The organism is Brevibacterium album DSM 18261 (assembly GCF_000426445.1).
Lineage (GTDB): Bacteria > Actinomycetota > Actinomycetes > Actinomycetales > Brevibacteriaceae > Brevibacterium > Brevibacterium album.
The window spans coordinates 45,963-62,004 of the sequence record NZ_AUFJ01000014.1 but is presented as its reverse complement, the minus strand read 5'-3'; the positions used below and the strand labels follow the sequence as shown (position 1 = coordinate 62,004).

General features: G+C 72.4%; 10 protein-coding genes and 1 tRNA gene. 3 read left to right on the top strand and 8 right to left on the bottom strand.

All coding sequences use genetic code 11. The features are described from left to right. Positions 1 to 5 precede the first annotated feature (5 nt). Positions 6 to 4,505 carry an ATP-dependent RNA helicase HrpA gene (gene hrpA / locus K318_RS21360; RefSeq protein WP_156913959.1) on the bottom strand — a complete coding sequence of 1,500 codons (4,500 nt, stop codon included), beginning with the start codon at positions 4,503 to 4,505 and terminating at the stop codon, positions 6 to 8. 96 nt (positions 4,506 to 4,601) lie between these two features. Between hrpA and K318_RS0111525 the strand changes: the two genes are divergently transcribed. The 3 genes from K318_RS0111525 to K318_RS21350 all read left to right on the top strand — a co-directional run bounded on the left by K318_RS0111525 (position 4,602) and on the right by K318_RS21350 (position 7,721). Next, positions 4,602 to 5,525, top strand: a complete 924-nt coding sequence (locus K318_RS0111525) for an AEC family transporter (protein WP_029089597.1) — start codon at positions 4,602 to 4,604, stop codon at positions 5,523 to 5,525. A 166-nt stretch (positions 5,526 to 5,691) separates the two neighbouring features. Continuing rightward, positions 5,692 to 6,849: a TIGR01906 family membrane protein gene (locus tag K318_RS23780; protein WP_051297917.1), complete on the top strand. Its 1,158-nt coding sequence runs from the start codon at positions 5,692 to 5,694 to the stop codon at positions 6,847 to 6,849. Between the two features lie 224 nt (positions 6,850 to 7,073). Then, a complete protein-coding gene (locus K318_RS21350) occupies positions 7,074 to 7,721 on the top strand; it encodes a DsbA family oxidoreductase (protein WP_051297916.1) in 648 nt (215 codons plus the stop codon). A gap of 107 nt (positions 7,722 to 7,828) precedes the next feature. Here the strand turns inward: K318_RS21350 and ppk2 are convergent, their stop codons facing one another. The 7 genes from ppk2 to K318_RS0111480 all read right to left on the bottom strand — a co-directional run bounded on the left by ppk2 (position 7,829) and on the right by K318_RS0111480 (position 16,030). Further along, positions 7,829 to 8,740 carry a polyphosphate kinase 2 gene (gene ppk2, locus K318_RS0111510; protein ID WP_245579891.1) on the bottom strand — a complete coding sequence of 304 codons (912 nt, stop codon included), beginning with the start codon at positions 8,738 to 8,740 and terminating at the stop codon, positions 7,829 to 7,831. A gap of 151 nt (positions 8,741 to 8,891) precedes the next feature. Continuing rightward, positions 8,892 to 10,295, bottom strand: coding sequence for an MFS transporter (locus tag K318_RS21345; RefSeq protein WP_084500106.1), 1,404 nt, complete (start codon positions 10,293 to 10,295; stop codon positions 8,892 to 8,894). Between the two features lie 127 nt (positions 10,296 to 10,422). Beyond that, on the bottom strand, positions 10,423 to 12,057 hold the full coding sequence (locus K318_RS21340; protein ID WP_035281724.1) for an FAD-dependent oxidoreductase: 1,635 nt from the start codon (positions 12,055 to 12,057) through the stop codon (positions 10,423 to 10,425). 136 nt (positions 12,058 to 12,193) lie between these two features. After that, positions 12,194 to 12,267: transfer RNA gene (locus tag K318_RS0111495), tRNA-Leu, on the bottom strand. Between the two features lie 10 nt (positions 12,268 to 12,277). Continuing rightward, a complete protein-coding gene (locus K318_RS21335; protein WP_084500104.1) occupies positions 12,278 to 12,874 on the bottom strand; it encodes a DedA family protein in 597 nt (198 codons plus the stop codon). Positions 12,875 to 13,247: 373 nt separating this feature from the next. Beyond that, a complete protein-coding gene (locus tag K318_RS0111485) occupies positions 13,248 to 14,621 on the bottom strand; it encodes an NAD(P)/FAD-dependent oxidoreductase (protein WP_029089595.1) in 1,374 nt (457 codons plus the stop codon). A 32-nt stretch (positions 14,622 to 14,653) separates the two neighbouring features. Next, the gene (locus tag K318_RS0111480; RefSeq protein WP_029089594.1) at positions 14,654 to 16,030 is read right to left on the bottom strand and encodes a S8 family peptidase; all 1,377 of its coding nucleotides are present in this window, start codon (positions 16,028 to 16,030) and stop codon (positions 14,654 to 14,656) included. Positions 16,031 to 16,042 lie beyond the last annotated feature (12 nt).

Sequence of the window (16,042 nt, the reverse complement as noted above, 5' to 3'; positions counted from 1 at the left end):
CCTTCCTACAGCTTCGCCAGGGCCTTCTGGACGCGCTGCTCGGAGACCTTCCCCATCGCGCCCAGCGCCGGGGCGAAGAGGCTCAGCCGCAGCTCCTCGAGCTGGAACAGGACCGCGTGCCAGCCCTCGCCAGGGTGGCTGAGCACCTGCCCGGGCCGTCCCGCGCCGCCCGTCTCGACCGTGGCCCCCAGACGGGAGGCGCGACCCAGCGCCGCCGCCTCCGGCAGGACTGTGCGCAGCTTCTTGTCCACCGCGGCCTCGACCGCATGCGTCCGATCCATGAGCTGGCGGTCCCGCGGCGGCTGGTCCGCCATGGCGCGCACGCGCACGCAGGCGGCCTCCACCCACACCGGCAGGCGCAGCAGCGCCGCCTCGCTCAGCCCGCCCACGCCTTCGGCAGTGCACATCGCCTGCCGCCAGTCCCCCACGTCCGTGAGGTTCGCGAGGATGACGAGCGAGGACGAGGAGCTCACCAGCCTGTCAAGCACCGTCGCCTTTTCCAGGGCGCGCACGAGGCTGGGCAGCAGCGCGTCCATGCGCGCGGGCAGACCGGCCTGGGCGGACCGGGCCAGCGCCTCGGGATCCGCGGCGGCTCCGGCGCCCTGTGCCTCGCCTGCGCGACCCTGTGCGCTCCAACCCTCCGGTCCGATGCCCGCGGCAGCGAGCTCACCGCGGGCGGCCACCCGCAGCACGGCCGTCAGCAGCTCGTCCGTGCGCTTCTGATGTGCCGCGAGCACCAGCTTCTCCTGCGTGGAGAGGTGCTCCCGGACATAGGCGAGCACCGCGCCCGCACCGGAGACGACGGCGTCGACGAGGTCCACGCGCGTGGGTGCCTCGGGTCCGCCGCCGCGCCCCGGCAGCGTCCCCGAGGGCGAGCCCGCGCGGTCCTGGCCCCGGTCTTCCCGGCCCCGGTGCTCCGCGCCCCGACGCTCCGCGCCTCGGGCACTGCCTGCCGCACCGCCGCCACCTGCGGCTCCACCGCGTCCGCCCGCAGCTCCACCGACATCGCCTGCTGCACCGCTGCGCTCCTCCGCCCGGCGCCGGCGCTGCTCGCGCTGGAGCTCGGCGAGGTCGAAGGACTCTGCGAGCCTGCGCCCGCCGCGCATGAGCCGGAAGCGCATCCGCAGATGGCCGGGCACGCGCCCGAGGTCGAAGTCCTCGGGATGCACCGTAATCGGCGTGCGGTCCTCGAGCCGGCCCCCGCCCGCCCGCGCGGAGAGCTCGACTGCGAGCACCTCAGGCAGGCTGCCCACGCCTTCCTCACCCGCGGCGGCGAGTGCTGCGAGGATGTCCCGGGCCACGTCCGGGGCGGGCACGAAGTACGTGCGCTTGGCCTTGGGCAGCGAGCGGATGAGCGCGGCCGTGAGCTCCGCGCGCAGTCCCGGCACCTGCCAGGAGAAGGCGTGGGGATCGGCCCGATCGAGATCGCGCAGCTGGATCTCGGCCGTCACACCGTCGCCCTCGGTGCCCGGCTCGAAGGAGTAGCGCAGCTCCGCGCGGGCCGGGGCCTCGGAGGCCTCGCGCGCCGGCAGCTCCCAGTGCGTGGGATAGAGCCGGGCGAGCTCCGAGGAGCGATCCTCCGCTCCCTCGGCGAGCAGCCGGGACAGCGGCACGTCGAGGAAAGCGGGATCCTCCCGCCGCTTCTTCCGCCACCAGCCGGTGAACTCGCCCGCGGTCGCGATCTCCAGGGGCACTCGCTCGGCGTAGAACGCGCAGAGCGCGTCCTCGCCCTCGAGCACGCGGCGGTCACGGGAGCGGGAGGCGAACTCCTCGGCCTCTGCCAGGGTCGCGGCATTGGCCTCCTGGAAGGCGTGCTGCTCGCGCCACTCCCCGTGCACGAGGGCGTGGCGCAGGAACAGCTCGCGCGCGTGCTCCCGGTCGATGCGGGCATAGCTCACCGGCCGTTCGGCGTAGAGAGTCACGCCGTAGAGGGTGGCCTTCTCGTGTGCGAGGGCCTGCCCCGACTTCTGGGACCAGTGCGGGTCCGCGTGCGTGCGTTTCACGAGATCGCCCGCGGCGGCCACCGCCCAGTCGGGATCGGCGGCCGCGACGGTGCGCGCCCACAGGCGGGAGGTCTCGACGAGCTCGGCGGCCATGACGAAGTCCGGCTTCCGCTTGAACAGCCCGGAGCCGGGGAAGATCGCGAACCTGGTGCCGCGGGCGCCCTGGTACTCGCGGTTGTCCGGCGTCTTCTGTCCGATCATCGACAGCAGGCCTGTGAGCAGCGCGCGGTGGATCGCCTCACCGGAGTCGTCTGCGTCCGCCGCCCACTGCACCTGGCCCAGCTGGATGCCGGCGCCCCCTGCGAGCGAGCGCAGCTGCGAGACGAGATCCTGCCATTCGCGGATGCGCACGTAGTTGAGGAACTCCGCGCGCAGGGTCTTCCGGAACTTCGAGCCGGAGAGCTCCTGGGACTGCGAGCGCACGTAGTTCCACAGCGCGAGGAACGAGAGGAAATCGCTCGTGGGATGGGCGAAGCGCGCATGCGCGGCATCGGCCTCGCCGCGCTGCTCCACGGGCCGCTCGCGCGGGTCCTGCAGGGACAGCGCGGCGACGATGACCGCCACCTCGGCCCCGCAGCCGTGCTGCGCGCCCGCGAGCACCATGCGCGCCAGCCGGGGGTCGATGGGCAGGGCCGCGATCTTCCTGCCCGTGGCGGTGACGGACAGGCGGCCGTCCCGGTGCGTCCGCAGCGCGCCGAGCTCGTTCAGCAGCGCACGTCCGTCGCGCACGGCCCGCGGATCGGGAGGAGTGAGGAACGGGAACTCCGCGACCTCGGCCTCCGTGGCGGCGAAGCCCAGCGTCACCATCTGCAGGATGACGCTCGCAAGATTGGTGCGCAGGATCTCGGGATCGGTGAACTCGGGTCGCGACTCGAAGTCCGCCTCCGAGAACAGGCGGATGCAGATGCCCTCGCTCGTGCGGCCCGAACGGCCCTTGCGCTGGTTCGCGCTCGCCTGGCTGACGGGCTCGATGGGCAGGCGCTGCACCTTGGTCCGGTTCGAGTAGCGGGAGATGCGCGCCACGCCTGTGTCGACGACGTAGCGGATGCCGGGCACCGTGAGCGAGGTCTCCGCGACGTTCGTCGCGAGCACCACCCGCGGCCGGGAGTGGGGGGCGAAGACCCGCTGCTGCTCCGCGGCGGTGAGGCGGGCGAAGAGCGGGACGACCTCCCAGTCCGGGTAGCGGCGGTTCCGCTCCCGGGTCCGCCTCACGTGCGCGGCGAGCGCATCGGCGGCGTCCCGGATCTCGCGCTCCCCGGAGAGGAAGACGAGGATGTCCCCGTCCGGCTCCGCGGAGAGCTCGTCGACGGCGTCGAGGATGCCCTCGATCTGGTCCTTGGGCTCGCGGCGTGCGGGCACGGGTGCGCGGGCGCCCCGCGCGGCGGAGGCCTGGGTAGCTGTGCCCCGTGCCGCCGGGGTCTGTGCTGATGTGCCCCGTGCCGCCGAGGCCGCCTGCGCATTCCGGGCGTCCTCGGCCTCCCGGGCCTCCTCGGCCTCGAGCGCGCGGAGCTCGGCCAGCAGGGCTGCCTCCTCGGGATCGAGTCCGTCCTCGGCAGTCATTCCGTCCGCCGCCGAGGCGGCCTCCTCACCCGCCGCCGAGGCGCCCCCAGCGCGGGCGTGCTCGCCCTCCTCCGCCGGATCGAGGGGACGGTAGCGGACCTCCACGGGATAGGTGCGCCCGGAGACGGAGATGATGGGAGCGCCGCCGAAGTGCTCGCTGAAGGCCTCCGGATTGATCGTCGCCGAGGTGATGATCACCTTGAGCTCGGGGCGCTCGCGCAGGAGCCGGGTGAGGAAGCCGATGATGAAGTCGATGTTGAGGCTGCGCTCGTGCGCCTCGTCGATGATGAGGACCTCGTAGTCGCGCAGCAGCCGGTCGTGGCGCAGCTCCGAGAGCAGGATGCCGTCCGTCATGACCTTCACCCGCGTGTGGTCGGCCACCTGCGAGGTGAAGCGGACCTGGTAGCCCACAGTGCCGCCAAGGTCCTCGCCCATCTCCTCGGCGAGGCGGGCGGCCACGGAGCGCGCCGCGATCCGGCGGGGCTGCGTGTGCCCGATCATGCCGTTGACGCCGAGCCCCAGCTCGAGGCAGATCTTGGGGATCTGCGTCGTCTTGCCCGAACCGGTCTCGCCGGCGATCACCACGACCTGGTTGCCGGCGATCGCCTCCGCGATCTCCTCCCTGTGCTCGACGACCGGGAGCTCGGCCGGGTACTCGATGAGCGGGCTGCGCTCCGCCCGGGCCTCCCGCAGCGCCGCGCGCCTGCTCTCGTGGTGCTGCCGGCGCTCGTCCTTCCGGGCTCTGTCGTGCCGCCCGGTGCTGCCGTGCTGTGCGGACTTCCCCGGCTGTCCGGACTTCCCCTGCTGCGCGGACTCGTCGCTCCGCTGTGCGCGTCCTGCCCGGCTCCCCCTGCGCCGGGAGCCTCCCCTGCCTCGGCGGCCCGCCTTCTTCCCCGCTCCGGGGTCCTGCCCCGCTCCGGGGCCCGTCTGCTCGTCTCTCATCGCGAACACAAGGCTACCGGGCCGGGCCGAGGCGTACAGTCGCCTGGGTGAGGCTCCCGCGGCGCGCGGGACGAGCGGGTGCGGAGAGGGAGAGCAGTGCTGGCGGTCTTCGAGGGTTTCGGCGTCATCGCCGTCATCGTCCTCACCGGGTTCCTCGCCGGCCGACTCGACCTCCTGGGACCGCACGGACAGCAGGTGCTCGCGAAGATCGTCTTCTACATCGCCACGCCCACCCTGCTGTTCACGACGATCGCGACGACTGACCTCGCGTTCATCTTCTCCACGCAGCTCCTGGCCACGGGCGGCTCGGCGCTCGTGTGCGGCATCCTCCTCTTCCTCTTCGTGAGGTTCGCGCGCCGGGGGAACGCACGAGAAGCACTGTTCGGCGCGTGGTCGGTGAGCTATGTGAACATCGGCAACCTCGGCATCCCGATCGCCGTCTACGTGCTGGGCGACCTCAGCTACGTCGCACCCGTCCTGCTGTTCCAGCTGCTGCTCCTCGCCCCCATCGGCATGGCGATCCTCGACTCCACGGGACCGGGCGGGAATCCGCACTGGTACTCGCCGCTGGTCTCCATCGCCCGCAATCCCATCGTGATCGGCTCGGTGCTCGGCATCCTCGTCTCCGCGACCGGGGTCGAGATCCCCGCCGTCGTCTTCGATCCGCTCGAGATGATGGGGGCGATGTCCGTGCCCGGCGCGCTCCTGGCGTTCGGGCTGAGCTTCCGGGACGGCTGGAGCCTGCCCGCCCGGGGCACGCGCACCCAGCTCACGGTCATCACCGGAGTGAAGCTCGTGGTGCAGCCGCTCATCGCATGGGCCGTGGGCGGGCCTCTGCTCGGCTGGGACGGGATCGACCTGCTCGCCATCGTCGTCACCTCGGCTCTGCCGACGGCCCAGAACGTCTACATCTACTCGATGCAGTACCGGCAGTCCGAGAGGCTCGTGCGGGACGCCGTCTTCATCACGACGGTGCTCTCGGTGCCCGCGCTGCTCATCGTCTCCGCGCTCCTGGGGTGAGGCGGCAGCCCGGGGCCGACAGCGGCTCCTGAGGCCCGCCGCACCACCGGGCGGCCGGGCAGCGGAGAAGCCGCAGGGCCGCGGGAAGCGACAGGCGCAGACCGGACTTCGCCGCCTCGGGCGTGTCCTCCCGGGCTGCGGGGGCCGGCTGCAACAGAATGGCTGCGTGACTGCAGACGATTCGAACGAGCCCAAGGACCTCCTGTCCCGCAGGCTGAGCTCGCAGCCGGACGGGGACGAGCCCACGGCAGCCCAGTTCGCCGCGCCCGCGGAGCACTCGTCTGCGTCCTCCGACGCCGCGGCTGCGGGCGATGGAGCCTCCGGTGGCACTGATCTCGAGGACACCCAGGCGTTCGAGCCCTTCGCGGCGGACGGTCCTGCGCACACGGCCTCGGCTGCCTCGACTGCTCCCGGGTCCTCCGGACACGGCGCCGCGGGCAGCGGGACGACTGCGAGGCCGGCCATGTTCTCGGACGAGGAATGGGCTCTGTTCGAAGGCGGGTCCGCCGCAGGCGGCGCCTCAGCCGGTGCTGCGGGAGGCACTGCGGCACCGGGAGCGGGGACCACCCTGCCGCTCCGGGTGAAGGCGGGAGAGCCCTCCGCCCCCGCCGGGAGCCGCAATGACGACAGGCGCGGCCGCAGTGCGCTCGATGTGATCGGCGCGATCTGGATCGCCGCCGCGATCCCGTTCGTGATCGTCGCGCTGGCGGTGCGGGCGGTGGCCTCGGGCACCTTCCTCAAGTGGACCTACTTCTGGCGCCCCGGCTTCCCCGAGGACCAGTACGGCTTCACCGCGGAGGACCGGCTGCACTACGGCTCCTACACCGTGGACTACCTCTACAACCTGGACTCCTCGCGCTATCTCGCGGACATCGTCACCCCCGAGGGCGTGCCCGTGTTCACCTCCGGCGAGCTCGCGCACATGGCCGATGTCAAGTCGCTCGTGGGCCTGCTGACGCTCATCGCGATCATCGGCGGGATCGGCGCGCTCCTGTTCGGGCTGTACAAGTGCCGCACGGGAGGGACGGGAATGCGGGGCAGCCTGCGCGTGGGCTCGATCCTGACCGTGGTGCTGTTCGCGGTCCTCGGGGTGCTCGCGGTCCTCGGCTGGGACACGTTCTTCACGCGCTTCCACGAGGTCTTCTTCGCCGAGGGCACCTGGACCTTCTACCTCGACGACTCGCTCATCCGCCTGTTCCCGCCCCAGTTCTGGATCGATGCGGGGATCGCCGTCGCCGCGCTCACCCTGATCCTGAGCGTGTTCGCGTTCGTGCTCAGCTTCGTGGGCCGCAGGCGCGCGGAACGGGAGGGCTCGCTGCGCTGAGCAGGGCTCAGTGCGCTGAGCGCGGCGCGCGACCGGTCGTCGTCCCTGCCCGACGAGCGCACCGAGCGCGTCGGGACTGCGCGGTGGTCCCCGGGACGCGGTCGCCATCCGGACGTGGAGCCGGGCGAGTTTTCCCCTCTCGCCCGGCTCCAGTGCTGTCCGCTGCTGCGACCTGAGAACGCGGCAACCGGGAATGCCGGCTTCCGGGACGGCGTTCTCCTCAGGTGAATATCGACATCTGGTCCGACATCGCCTGCCCGTGGTGCTACATCGGCAAGCGCCGGTTCGAGAGGGCGCTGGCCGCCTTTCCGCATCGCGAGGAGGTCACGGTCACCTGGCACTCCTTCCAGCTCGACCCTTCGCTCCCTGCCCATTACGACGGCACCGAGGCGCAGTACCTCTCCACCCGCAAGGGGATGTCAGAGGAGCAGGTGCGCCAGATGTTCGCCCACGTGAGCGAGCAGGCGGCCGGGGAGGGACTCGACTACGACTTCGACTCCCTCGTGGTGGCGAACTCGATGCGGGGGCATCAGCTGCTCCACCTCGCGAAGGAGCACGGTGCTGCCGATGCGGTGAAGGAGGCGCTGCTGAGCGCTCACTTCGAGCACGGCACGGACATCGGCGAGACCGAGGCGCTCGTGCGGATCGGCCTCAAGGCGGGCCTCGACGAGCAGGCCGTCCGCGAGGAGCTCGCCACGGGCTCTCGCGTTCCGGCCGTCGGGGCGGACATCGCGGAGGCCGCCGCGCTCGGCATCCGCTCGGTGCCGACCTTCGTGCTGGACATGCGGTATGCGGTCTCCGGCGCTCAGCCCGTCGAGGTCTTCGCCCAGGCGCTCGCGCAGGCCCGGCAGGCCTCGCACGAGACCGGCTGAGCCGCACGCGCGAGGACAGCGGGCACTTTCTGACAGTGCGGGCACCCAGCAGCGTGCCCGCACCGTAGAAAAGTCCCCGCTGATGCTGAGCCGTTGATGCTGAGCCCTCAGTCCCCCACGGCGTCGAGGCCGCGCTGCACCAGCTGCTCGTCGGCGGGGTACACGACGGTGTCGTCACGTCCCTCGTAGTCGAACTGGTTGAGGAAGTGGCGCAGGGCGTTGAGCCGTGCGCGCTTCTTGTCATTGGACTTGATCGTGATCCACGGCGCGAAGTCCGTGTCCGTGCGCAGGAAGGTCTCTTCCTTGGCCGCGGTATAGTCCTCCCACCGGTCCAGGGACTCGAGGTCCATGGGCGAGAGCTTCCACTGCCGCACCGGGTCGATCTGGCGGATGGCGAACCGCGTGCGCTGCTCGGCCTGGGTGACGGAGAACCAGAACTTGGTGACGTGGATGCCGGAGTCGATGAGCATCTTCTCGAACAGCGGCGCCTGCGTCATGAACGTCTCGTACTCCTCGTCCGTGCAGAAGTCCATGACCCGCTCCACGTTCGCCCGGTTGTACCACGAGCGGTCGAACATGACGATCTCCCCGGAGGTCGGGAGGTGCTGGACGTACCGCTGGAAGTACCACTGGCCGCGCTCCACATCGGAGGGCTTGCCCAGAGCCACGACCCTGGCGGCCCGAGGGTTGAGGTGCTCCGTGAAGCGCTTGATGGTGCCGCCCTTGCCCGCGGCGTCGCGGCCCTCGAAGACGATGACGTGCTTGAGCCCCTCGTCCTGCCCCCAGTACTGGAACTTCAGGAGCTCCACCTGCAGTCGGTACTTCTCCAGCTCATAGGCCTCGCGGTCCATGCGCTCGTCGTAGGGATAGCCCTCACGCCAGGTCTCGACGGCGCGGCCGCCGGGGTCGATGAGATCGGGGTCGTGGGTGTGCCCGTCCGCCACGTGGTAGCCCTCGAGGTGCAGGCGGTCGATGTACTCCCGCAGGTTCTCCCGCTGCCGCGGATGCATCTCGTCCATACCCATCGCCCCACCCTTCCGTATGCGCGCACGCGCCGTGACCGTCTTCCCCGAGGCTAGTGCGGGCGGGTGAGCAGTTGATGAATTCCACGCCCTCCGGGTGTGAACGGGCCGGCCGCGCCTTCCGTCCGGCGGCGGTGTGCGCGGACGCTCACGGCCGCTCCACATCGTGCCGCGGGACGAGGAGGGAGGCGACGACCGGAACGGCCGCCACGCACGCCAGCGCCGCCGGATAGCCCAGTCCGGTGATGAGCGCGCCCACGAGCGGTCCGACGCCCGATGACACGATGTGCTGGCCCGTGTTCTGGATGCCGAGCGCCTTGCCCGACCACCGGTGGCCCGCCGCCTCGGCGATGGAGGTGAACGCGAGCCCGTTGTCCGCCACGGACGCCGTGGAGGCGAGCACGAGCAGGACCGCGCCCAGCACCGGCCACACGCCCAGCGATGCCGCCGCGACCGCGCCCGTGAGCACCGCGGCGGCGAGCGCGACGAGGCGCAGGACGAACATCCGCGAGGGCGCCAGATCGCTGAGGCCGCCCATCGCGATGCGCCCTCCGGCGCCCACGAGCTGAGCGGCGCCCACCACCAGGCCCGCCGTGTGCGCCTCCATCTGCTGGACGTCGATGAGCCACACCAGCCCGTAGGTGACGAAGGTGAACTGCGGGATCACCAGCAGTGCGGAGACGAGGTGGATGCGGTGGAGGAAGGAGCTGCCGCGATAGGGGTTGGAGGATGCACCCGCCGAGGCGGTGTCGGCTGCCGGTGCCGCATCGGCTGCCTGTGCCGGATCGGCTGCCGAGGCCGGACCCGCCGCCGAGGCCGCCGCGGGCAGCTCCGTCCGCGCCGGTCGCGGAGGATCGACCACGCCCAGCCAGCACGCGATTCCGGACACGGCGGCCAGGACGGTCGCGAGCGCGAAGAAGCCCGGCAGGTCCCAGCGGGCGGCCGCGGCGGGGACGAGGAGTGCTGCGATGCCCGTGCCCAGGGGCTGCGACATCTGGCGGATGCCCATCGCGAGCCCGCGCCTCTCGCGCGGGAACCAGCCCGCGACCACCCGTCCCGTCGCAGAGTTCACACTCGCCCCGGCCGCGCCGGCGAGGGCGAGCACGCAGAAGAGCGGCAGGGGTTCCGCGAGCCGGCCGTCGAGGGCCAGGAGCAGCCCGAGGCCGGTCGCGAGCGCGGCGCCGAGGAGCCCCGCGGCGATCACGAGACGCTCGCCCAGGCGATCGGCGAGCGCGCCCCAGGCCACGAGCGTGAGCACCATCCCGACACTCGTGGCGGCCGCGGCGGTGCCCGAGAGGGTCAGCGAGAATCCGTATGCGCTCCGGAGGAAGGGGATGAGGAAGGCCGGCCCGGCGATGACGACGGTCGCCGTCGTCTGCCCGAGCACGCCGAGGGCCAGACCCCGCCAGGCCAGCACGGCTCTGCGCCTCTCGTCGAGAACGGGGGCGCCGTCGCGGGGACCGTACGGCCCGCGCGGGCCGTCAGTTCCATGTCGGCCGTCCGGGCAGGGGTGCTGATCAGGTGGTTCCGGTGCGTCGGGGTCGGCGGGCATGTCCGCAGACTACGCCCGTGACCGCCATCCGGATGATTTCCGCTCACCGATCGGACAGCTCGAAGGCTGGCGGTCCAGAGTCTGGTGCCGCGGGCAGTCGAGCATACGGCATCCCGGCCGAGCGGAGTCAGCCCAGCAGCACCGTCGTCCGCGCGTGCGCCCTGAGCGCGCGCCCCGCGTCGAGCCCGACGACCGCCTCGACGCGGCCGCTGCGCGGGTCGGCGAACTCCACGAGGAGCGGCTCCTCGCTCACCGTCCGCGGCACGAGACCGGGCCGGACCGCGCCGAACCCGGCGAGCTGGCGTCCGTGGATGCGTGCGAACCAGGCGCTCGTGGGGACGTAGGGCGCGTATCGCCCTGCGCTCCCGGGAGCCTCCGCAGCCGCTGACCGGACGCCGGCCCCTGCCGCAGCGGTCCGGTGCCCGTCACCGCCTGCGCGGGCGCGCGGTGCACCCTGTGCATCTGTGTGCAGCGCGCCTTCTGCATCGGCACGCAGCGCACCCTCCGCATCCGCGCCGGAGAAGGCCGCGAGCACCGCCCTTGCGGCATGTGCGCCCTGGGCCTCCGCATCGTCCCAGTGGTCCACGAGCCAGCGGTCATCGGCGCCGGGCTCCCCGAATCCCTCGGCACGGCCGGCATGCGCGGCGACAGCGCCCGCGGCCCAGATCGGCAGACCCGGGGATCCGCTCATGACCCGCAGACTGCCGTCGACGGGCAGACCGCGCGCGGCCCTGAAGCCCACGCGCGTGAGCACATCGCCTCCGGCACCTGTCGAGGCGGTCGCATCCTGCGCGCCCTCCGCGCCCCGCGCGGCCGCTGTGTCCTGTACGGCTTCCGCACTCCGCGCATGTACAGTGCCCTGCACAGCGCTCGTGCCATGCGCAGCGCTCACGACCTCCTGCTTCCGCGCCTCTCCCGCGAGACCCTCCAGCCCCAGTGGGAGCAGGGGCTCGGCGCCGTGTGCGGCGATGACGAGGCCGGCTTCGAGCCGTGTGCCGTCGTCGAGGCGCACCGCACCGGGAGCCCCGCCCGCGGGAGGCGCGTCCAGCGACGCGATCCGCGCACCCCAGCGCGCGTCCACGGCGGCCGAATGTGCATCGGCCAATGCCCTCGCGATCGGTTCGCCCAGCACCTCGGCCCCGGGGACGGCGCTCCGGGACACGAGAGTCACCTCGCAGTCGGCGCCGGACAGGAGGCCGGCGGCCTCCGAACCCACCAGACCGGTGCCGGAGACGATGACGCGCAGGCGGGACTGCGCCTCGGCGGCGGCCTCGACGAGACCGCGGATCCTGAGCGCATCCGCGGCGGAGTGCAGGGAGGTGAGCCTGCCGGCCTCCCGCCAGTCCGCGGCGCCGGGCACGTCCAGAGTGCGCGGGGCCGAGCCCGTCGCGACGATGAGCGCTGCGGCGTCGAGGACCTCTCCCCCGCTCAGCACGAGCCGCAGCGGCGCAGCGCTCCCGGTGCCCTCCCCGGTGTGTTCGACCCGCAGCAGGTGCGCGTCCCGGGTCTCGACGCCCTCCACCGGCGGTCGCAGTGACACGGCCCGCTCCGGCGTGAGGCGGCCGGTCATGAGGGCCTTGTCGACCATCGTCCGGTCGATCGCCTCCGCCGCGGGGCCCGTGAGGTGGACGATGCGGGCAATGCCGGGGCCCGAGCCCCGGGAGCGGGATTCTGCGAGGCCCGCGACCAGCGCACCGGCCGCCGCCCGTCCCGCAGCGCCTCCTCCGGCGATGACGACTGTGGCCGCTCCGCTGTCCGCCATCCGGCCTCCTCTGCCGCTCACAGGTCCGCCGACCGCCCCGGCCGCGGTTCCGCCCCGATCCTAGTCCGCGGCCCCTCACGGCGCAGTGAGCTCGCTCACCTCGGCGAACGACCATCAGCCGGTTCCTGCAGCGCTGTCCCCCCACAGGGACTCGAACCCTGACTGAACCGATTTTAAGTCGGCTGCCTCTGCCGATTGGGCTATAGGGGGCCGGATCAGCCTAGCGGTCCTCCACGTCGAGGCGCACCTCGATCCGTGAGCTCTCCCCCGGCCCCGCAGTCCCCGCAGCGGACCGCCCTGCGCTCTCCTCAGGTGCCGGCCCGGCTCCCGTCTCAGCTGCACCCGTCCGCCTGCGCCGCCGTACGGGTATGAGCACCAGCAACGCGATGAGCACCACGATCACCGCGCCTGCCGCACCGGTCGCCGCGGGTGCGCGCTCGAAGGCGAAGCGCACCGCCGCGAACCCTGCGAAGCCCACGAGCGAATAGACGCTCGCCCAGGCCGCACCGCCCAATGCCAGCGCGGGCAGATAGCGGAGCAGCGGCATGCGGATCGTGCCCGCCGCCAGGTTCGCCACCGTCTGGAAGCCCACCGTGAGGAAGCTCAGCGCCACGATGGGGGCACCCCAGCGGCTCACCCTCGCCTCGGCGGCCGCATAGCGCTCGGAATCCAGCAGCCTCCGCACCCGCAGGGACCGTGAAAGACCTCCGCGCGCCAGCCGGCCCAGCGCATAGGTGCCTCCGGCCCGCAGCAGCACGATGCCGTACATGATCAGCCACACGAGCACGAGGGGCAGATTCCACGAGGTCGGGTCCACAGCACTCCTCTCGCATCGGCGCTCCGCCCCACCATAGTAAGGCTCACCTCAGCGACGCAGTGACGCCCGGCACGTTTCCAACGGTCGGCCCAGCAGGAGAGAGGAGCCGCCGCGAGCCGGAGGGAGACCAGCCGGGGCCGGAGAGGAGGATCGCACCGGGTCGAAGAGCAGCCGGCCGCGCCGGAGAGGGAAGCGGCCGAAGCCGACGAGAGCCCGACAGGAGCCGCAGACGACGACAGGGCCCGGACCGGTTCGCCCGGCCCGGGCCCTGTTCCTCGGAGTGCGCTGCTCAGTGAGAGGCGCTCACCGCCTCCGCACTCGCCCAGCCGCTCTCAGCAGCAGGGATCGTCCAACAGGGATCATGCGGCAGAGGTCACGCCGGCACGGGCTCCTTCTTGGGAGCCGGCTTGGAGTGCGCGGCCTCGACGAAGGCCTTGCGCGGCACATCGAGGTCCTTGAGCGGCGTGACGTCGCGGCCCAGCACGAGGTTGAGGCCCCAGTTCGCGAACACGCGCACCTTGCGGTCCACCGTGGGGATCGCGTAGCCGTGGTAGCCGCGGTGCATGAGCCAGGCGAGCACGCCGCGGGTCTCGAAGCTGCCCATCTGGCTCACGCCCTTGTACAGGCCCATGCCCGCGACGGCGCCCAGCGACTTGTGGAAGTACTGCGTGAACTCGGACTCCCCGCGCATCGCGGCGAGCAGGTTCTTCGCGAGCACCGGGGCCTGGCGGACGGCGTGCTGTGCGTTGGGCACGCAGAAGCCGCCGGGGCCCTCGCCCGAGAGGTCCGGGACGGCGGCGTTGTCACCGGCGGCCCAGGCCCCTTCGACGACGCCGTCCTCGCTCTCCACGCGGAGGTCGGCGCGCACCGTCACCCGGCCGCGCTCGTCGAGCGGGAGGTCCGAGTCGACGAGGATCGGGTTGGCCTTGACGCCGGCGTTCCAGACGATGGTGTCCGCATCGAACTCCTCGCCGTTGGAGAGCTTGATGTGCTTGTCCGTGCAGTCCTGGAGGAAGGTCTCGAGGTAGACGTCGATGCCGCGCTCGCGCAGGTGGTCCACCACCCAGCGGGCCTGCGCCTCGCCGACCTCGGGCATGACGCGGCCCAGGGCCTCGACGAGCACGAAGCGGAGATCGGCCTCCGTGAGCGTGTCGTACTGCGCCACCGCGGCGCGCGCGAGGTCCTCGAGCTCGCCCAGCGCCTCGATGCCCGCGAAGCCGCCGCCCACGAACACGTAGGTGAGCGCCTTGCGGCGCTCCGCGTCGTCCTCCATGAGCGAGGCCTCGGCGATGCGGCTCAGGACGTGATCGCGCAGCGCGACGGCCTCCTCGATCCGCTTGAGTCCGATCGCCTCCTCCGCCAGACCCGGGATCGGCAACGTGCGCGGCACGGAGCCGGCGGCCAGGACGATCTGGTCGTAGTCGAGTTCGAAGGGCTCATCGCCCTCCTGCTCGATGACGACGAACTTCTTCTCGTGGTTGATGCTCGCCACGGAGCCGGTGATGACCTCCGCACCGCGGAGGTTGCGGCGCAGCGGCACGACGGCGTGGCGCGCCTCGATGTTGCCGCCGGCGACCTCCGGCAGGAACGGCTGGTAGGTCATGTACGGGTTGGGGTCCACCACCGTGACCGTGGCCTCACCCCGGCCCAGGTCTCCGAGGAGGTTCTGAGCCACCACGAGGCCCAGATAGCCGCCGCCGACGATGAGGATGCGAGGACGCAGAGCGTTGTTTCGAATGAGAGCCATGACCTCATCCTAGGCCCTTGTGAAAACTTTCACTAGCCGCGCCGGGACGACCTGCGGATCCGCAGGAAACCCACACCGCCCGCGGTCAGAAGACCCAGCGAGACGACTCCTCCCGCCACCAGGAGCGCAGGCCCCAGGCGGGCTGCAGGAGCGGCCGCGGCCCGCACCTGCGGCTCCTCGTCCTCGCCCGTCGCGGTCCCCTCACCGTCGGCGTCCGCCTCCCCGGACGCGCTCGGCGGCGAGTCCGCCGGGCCCTCGGCGCCGGCCTCGGCCTCGGCGTCCGCCCGGCGGTGCATCCGGACCCAGTCCTCGAGCTGCTGCGCCGCCGAGGCCTCGCTGCCGTCGGGCTCCCAGGCCAGTGCCGCGCCCGGGTCGACCCGGCCCCAGCCCACGATCGGGTCGGGTTCCTCGGCGGTGCTGCGGCCCTCGTGGCCGGCGACGTCTCCCGCCGTCTGCGTGAGTGCGGCCACGACCTCGTCCGCGGACATCTCCGGGTGCGCGGACCGGAGCAGCGCCGCGATGCCGGAGATCACGGGCGCGGCGAAGGAGCAGCCGTCGGCGGTGCCGTAGCCGCCGTCGTGATAGGGCACGGGAATGTCCTCCGCCGGGCCCATGAGGTCGACCGCGGTGCCCGGCGCCGTCGAGGACTCGCGGACCTCGCCGGAGCGGCCCAGTCCCCCCACTCCCACGACGCCGGGCACGGTGGCCGGCGACCACGCCTGGCTGGCCCCCTGCGAGCGGTTGCCCACGCAGGCGATGACGACGACGTCCTCGGCGTAGGCGTGCGCGAAGGCCTCGTCCCAGGACTCCGGCCATGCCGGGTCGTTCCAGCCCAGGGACATGTTCACGACCGAGGCCCCCGAGTCCACGGCCCACTCAAGGGCCTGCTGGGCCTGCACGCGCGTGGACTGCGCGGCGGACGGCCCGCCCGCGCCCAGCCACACCGAGGCCGAGGCGATCTCCGCCTCGGGAGCCACTCCGGTGGGTCCGGCCCCGCTGCCGTTGCCCGCGATCACGCCGGCCACCGCCGTGCCGTGGTGGATGATCTCCTCCGGCCCCACCGGCACGGTTCCGTCATGCCCCGAGCCCGAGAAGTCGCGGGAGGCCTTCACCTTCCCCGTGAGGTTCTCGTGATCGGCCTTCACCCCCGAGTCGACCACCGCGACGGTGACCCCCTCGCCGCGCGTGGTCTCCCACAGCTCGGGAATGCCGTAGTCCTCCATGAACCACTGCCCGGGCCCGGGCTGCGGGCCGTCCTCGGCGGGGGCGCTGTGCGCGGGGGCGGCGCCCGCGGTCCCGCCGAACACGTAGACCGCGATCATCCCGAGCGCGGCGACCACCGCAGCGACCCGGAGGAGGCGCGAGCGCAGCCGCCTGCGGCGCTCTCTCCGCTGCCGGTACTCGTCCATGCCCTCGCTCCC

Coding starts and splice junctions, on each gene's coding strand:
- K318_RS0111485 (WP_029089595.1), bottom strand. CDS start 14,621: ATGGCTCTCATTCGAAACAACGCTCTGCGTCCTCGCATCCTCATCGTC.
- K318_RS21340 (WP_035281724.1), bottom strand. CDS start 12,057: ATGGCGGACAGCGGAGCGGCCACAGTCGTCATCGCCGGAGGAGGCGCT.
- K318_RS21345 (WP_084500106.1), bottom strand. CDS start 10,295: ATGCCCGCCGACCCCGACGCACCGGAACCACCTGATCAGCACCCCTGC.
- hrpA (WP_156913959.1), bottom strand. CDS start 4,505: ATGAGAGACGAGCAGACGGGCCCCGGAGCGGGGCAGGACCCCGGAGCG.
- ppk2 (WP_245579891.1), bottom strand. CDS start 8,740: ATGGACGAGATGCATCCGCGGCAGCGGGAGAACCTGCGGGAGTACATC.
- K318_RS0111480 (WP_029089594.1), bottom strand. CDS start 16,030: ATGGACGAGTACCGGCAGCGGAGAGAGCGCCGCAGGCGGCTGCGCTCG.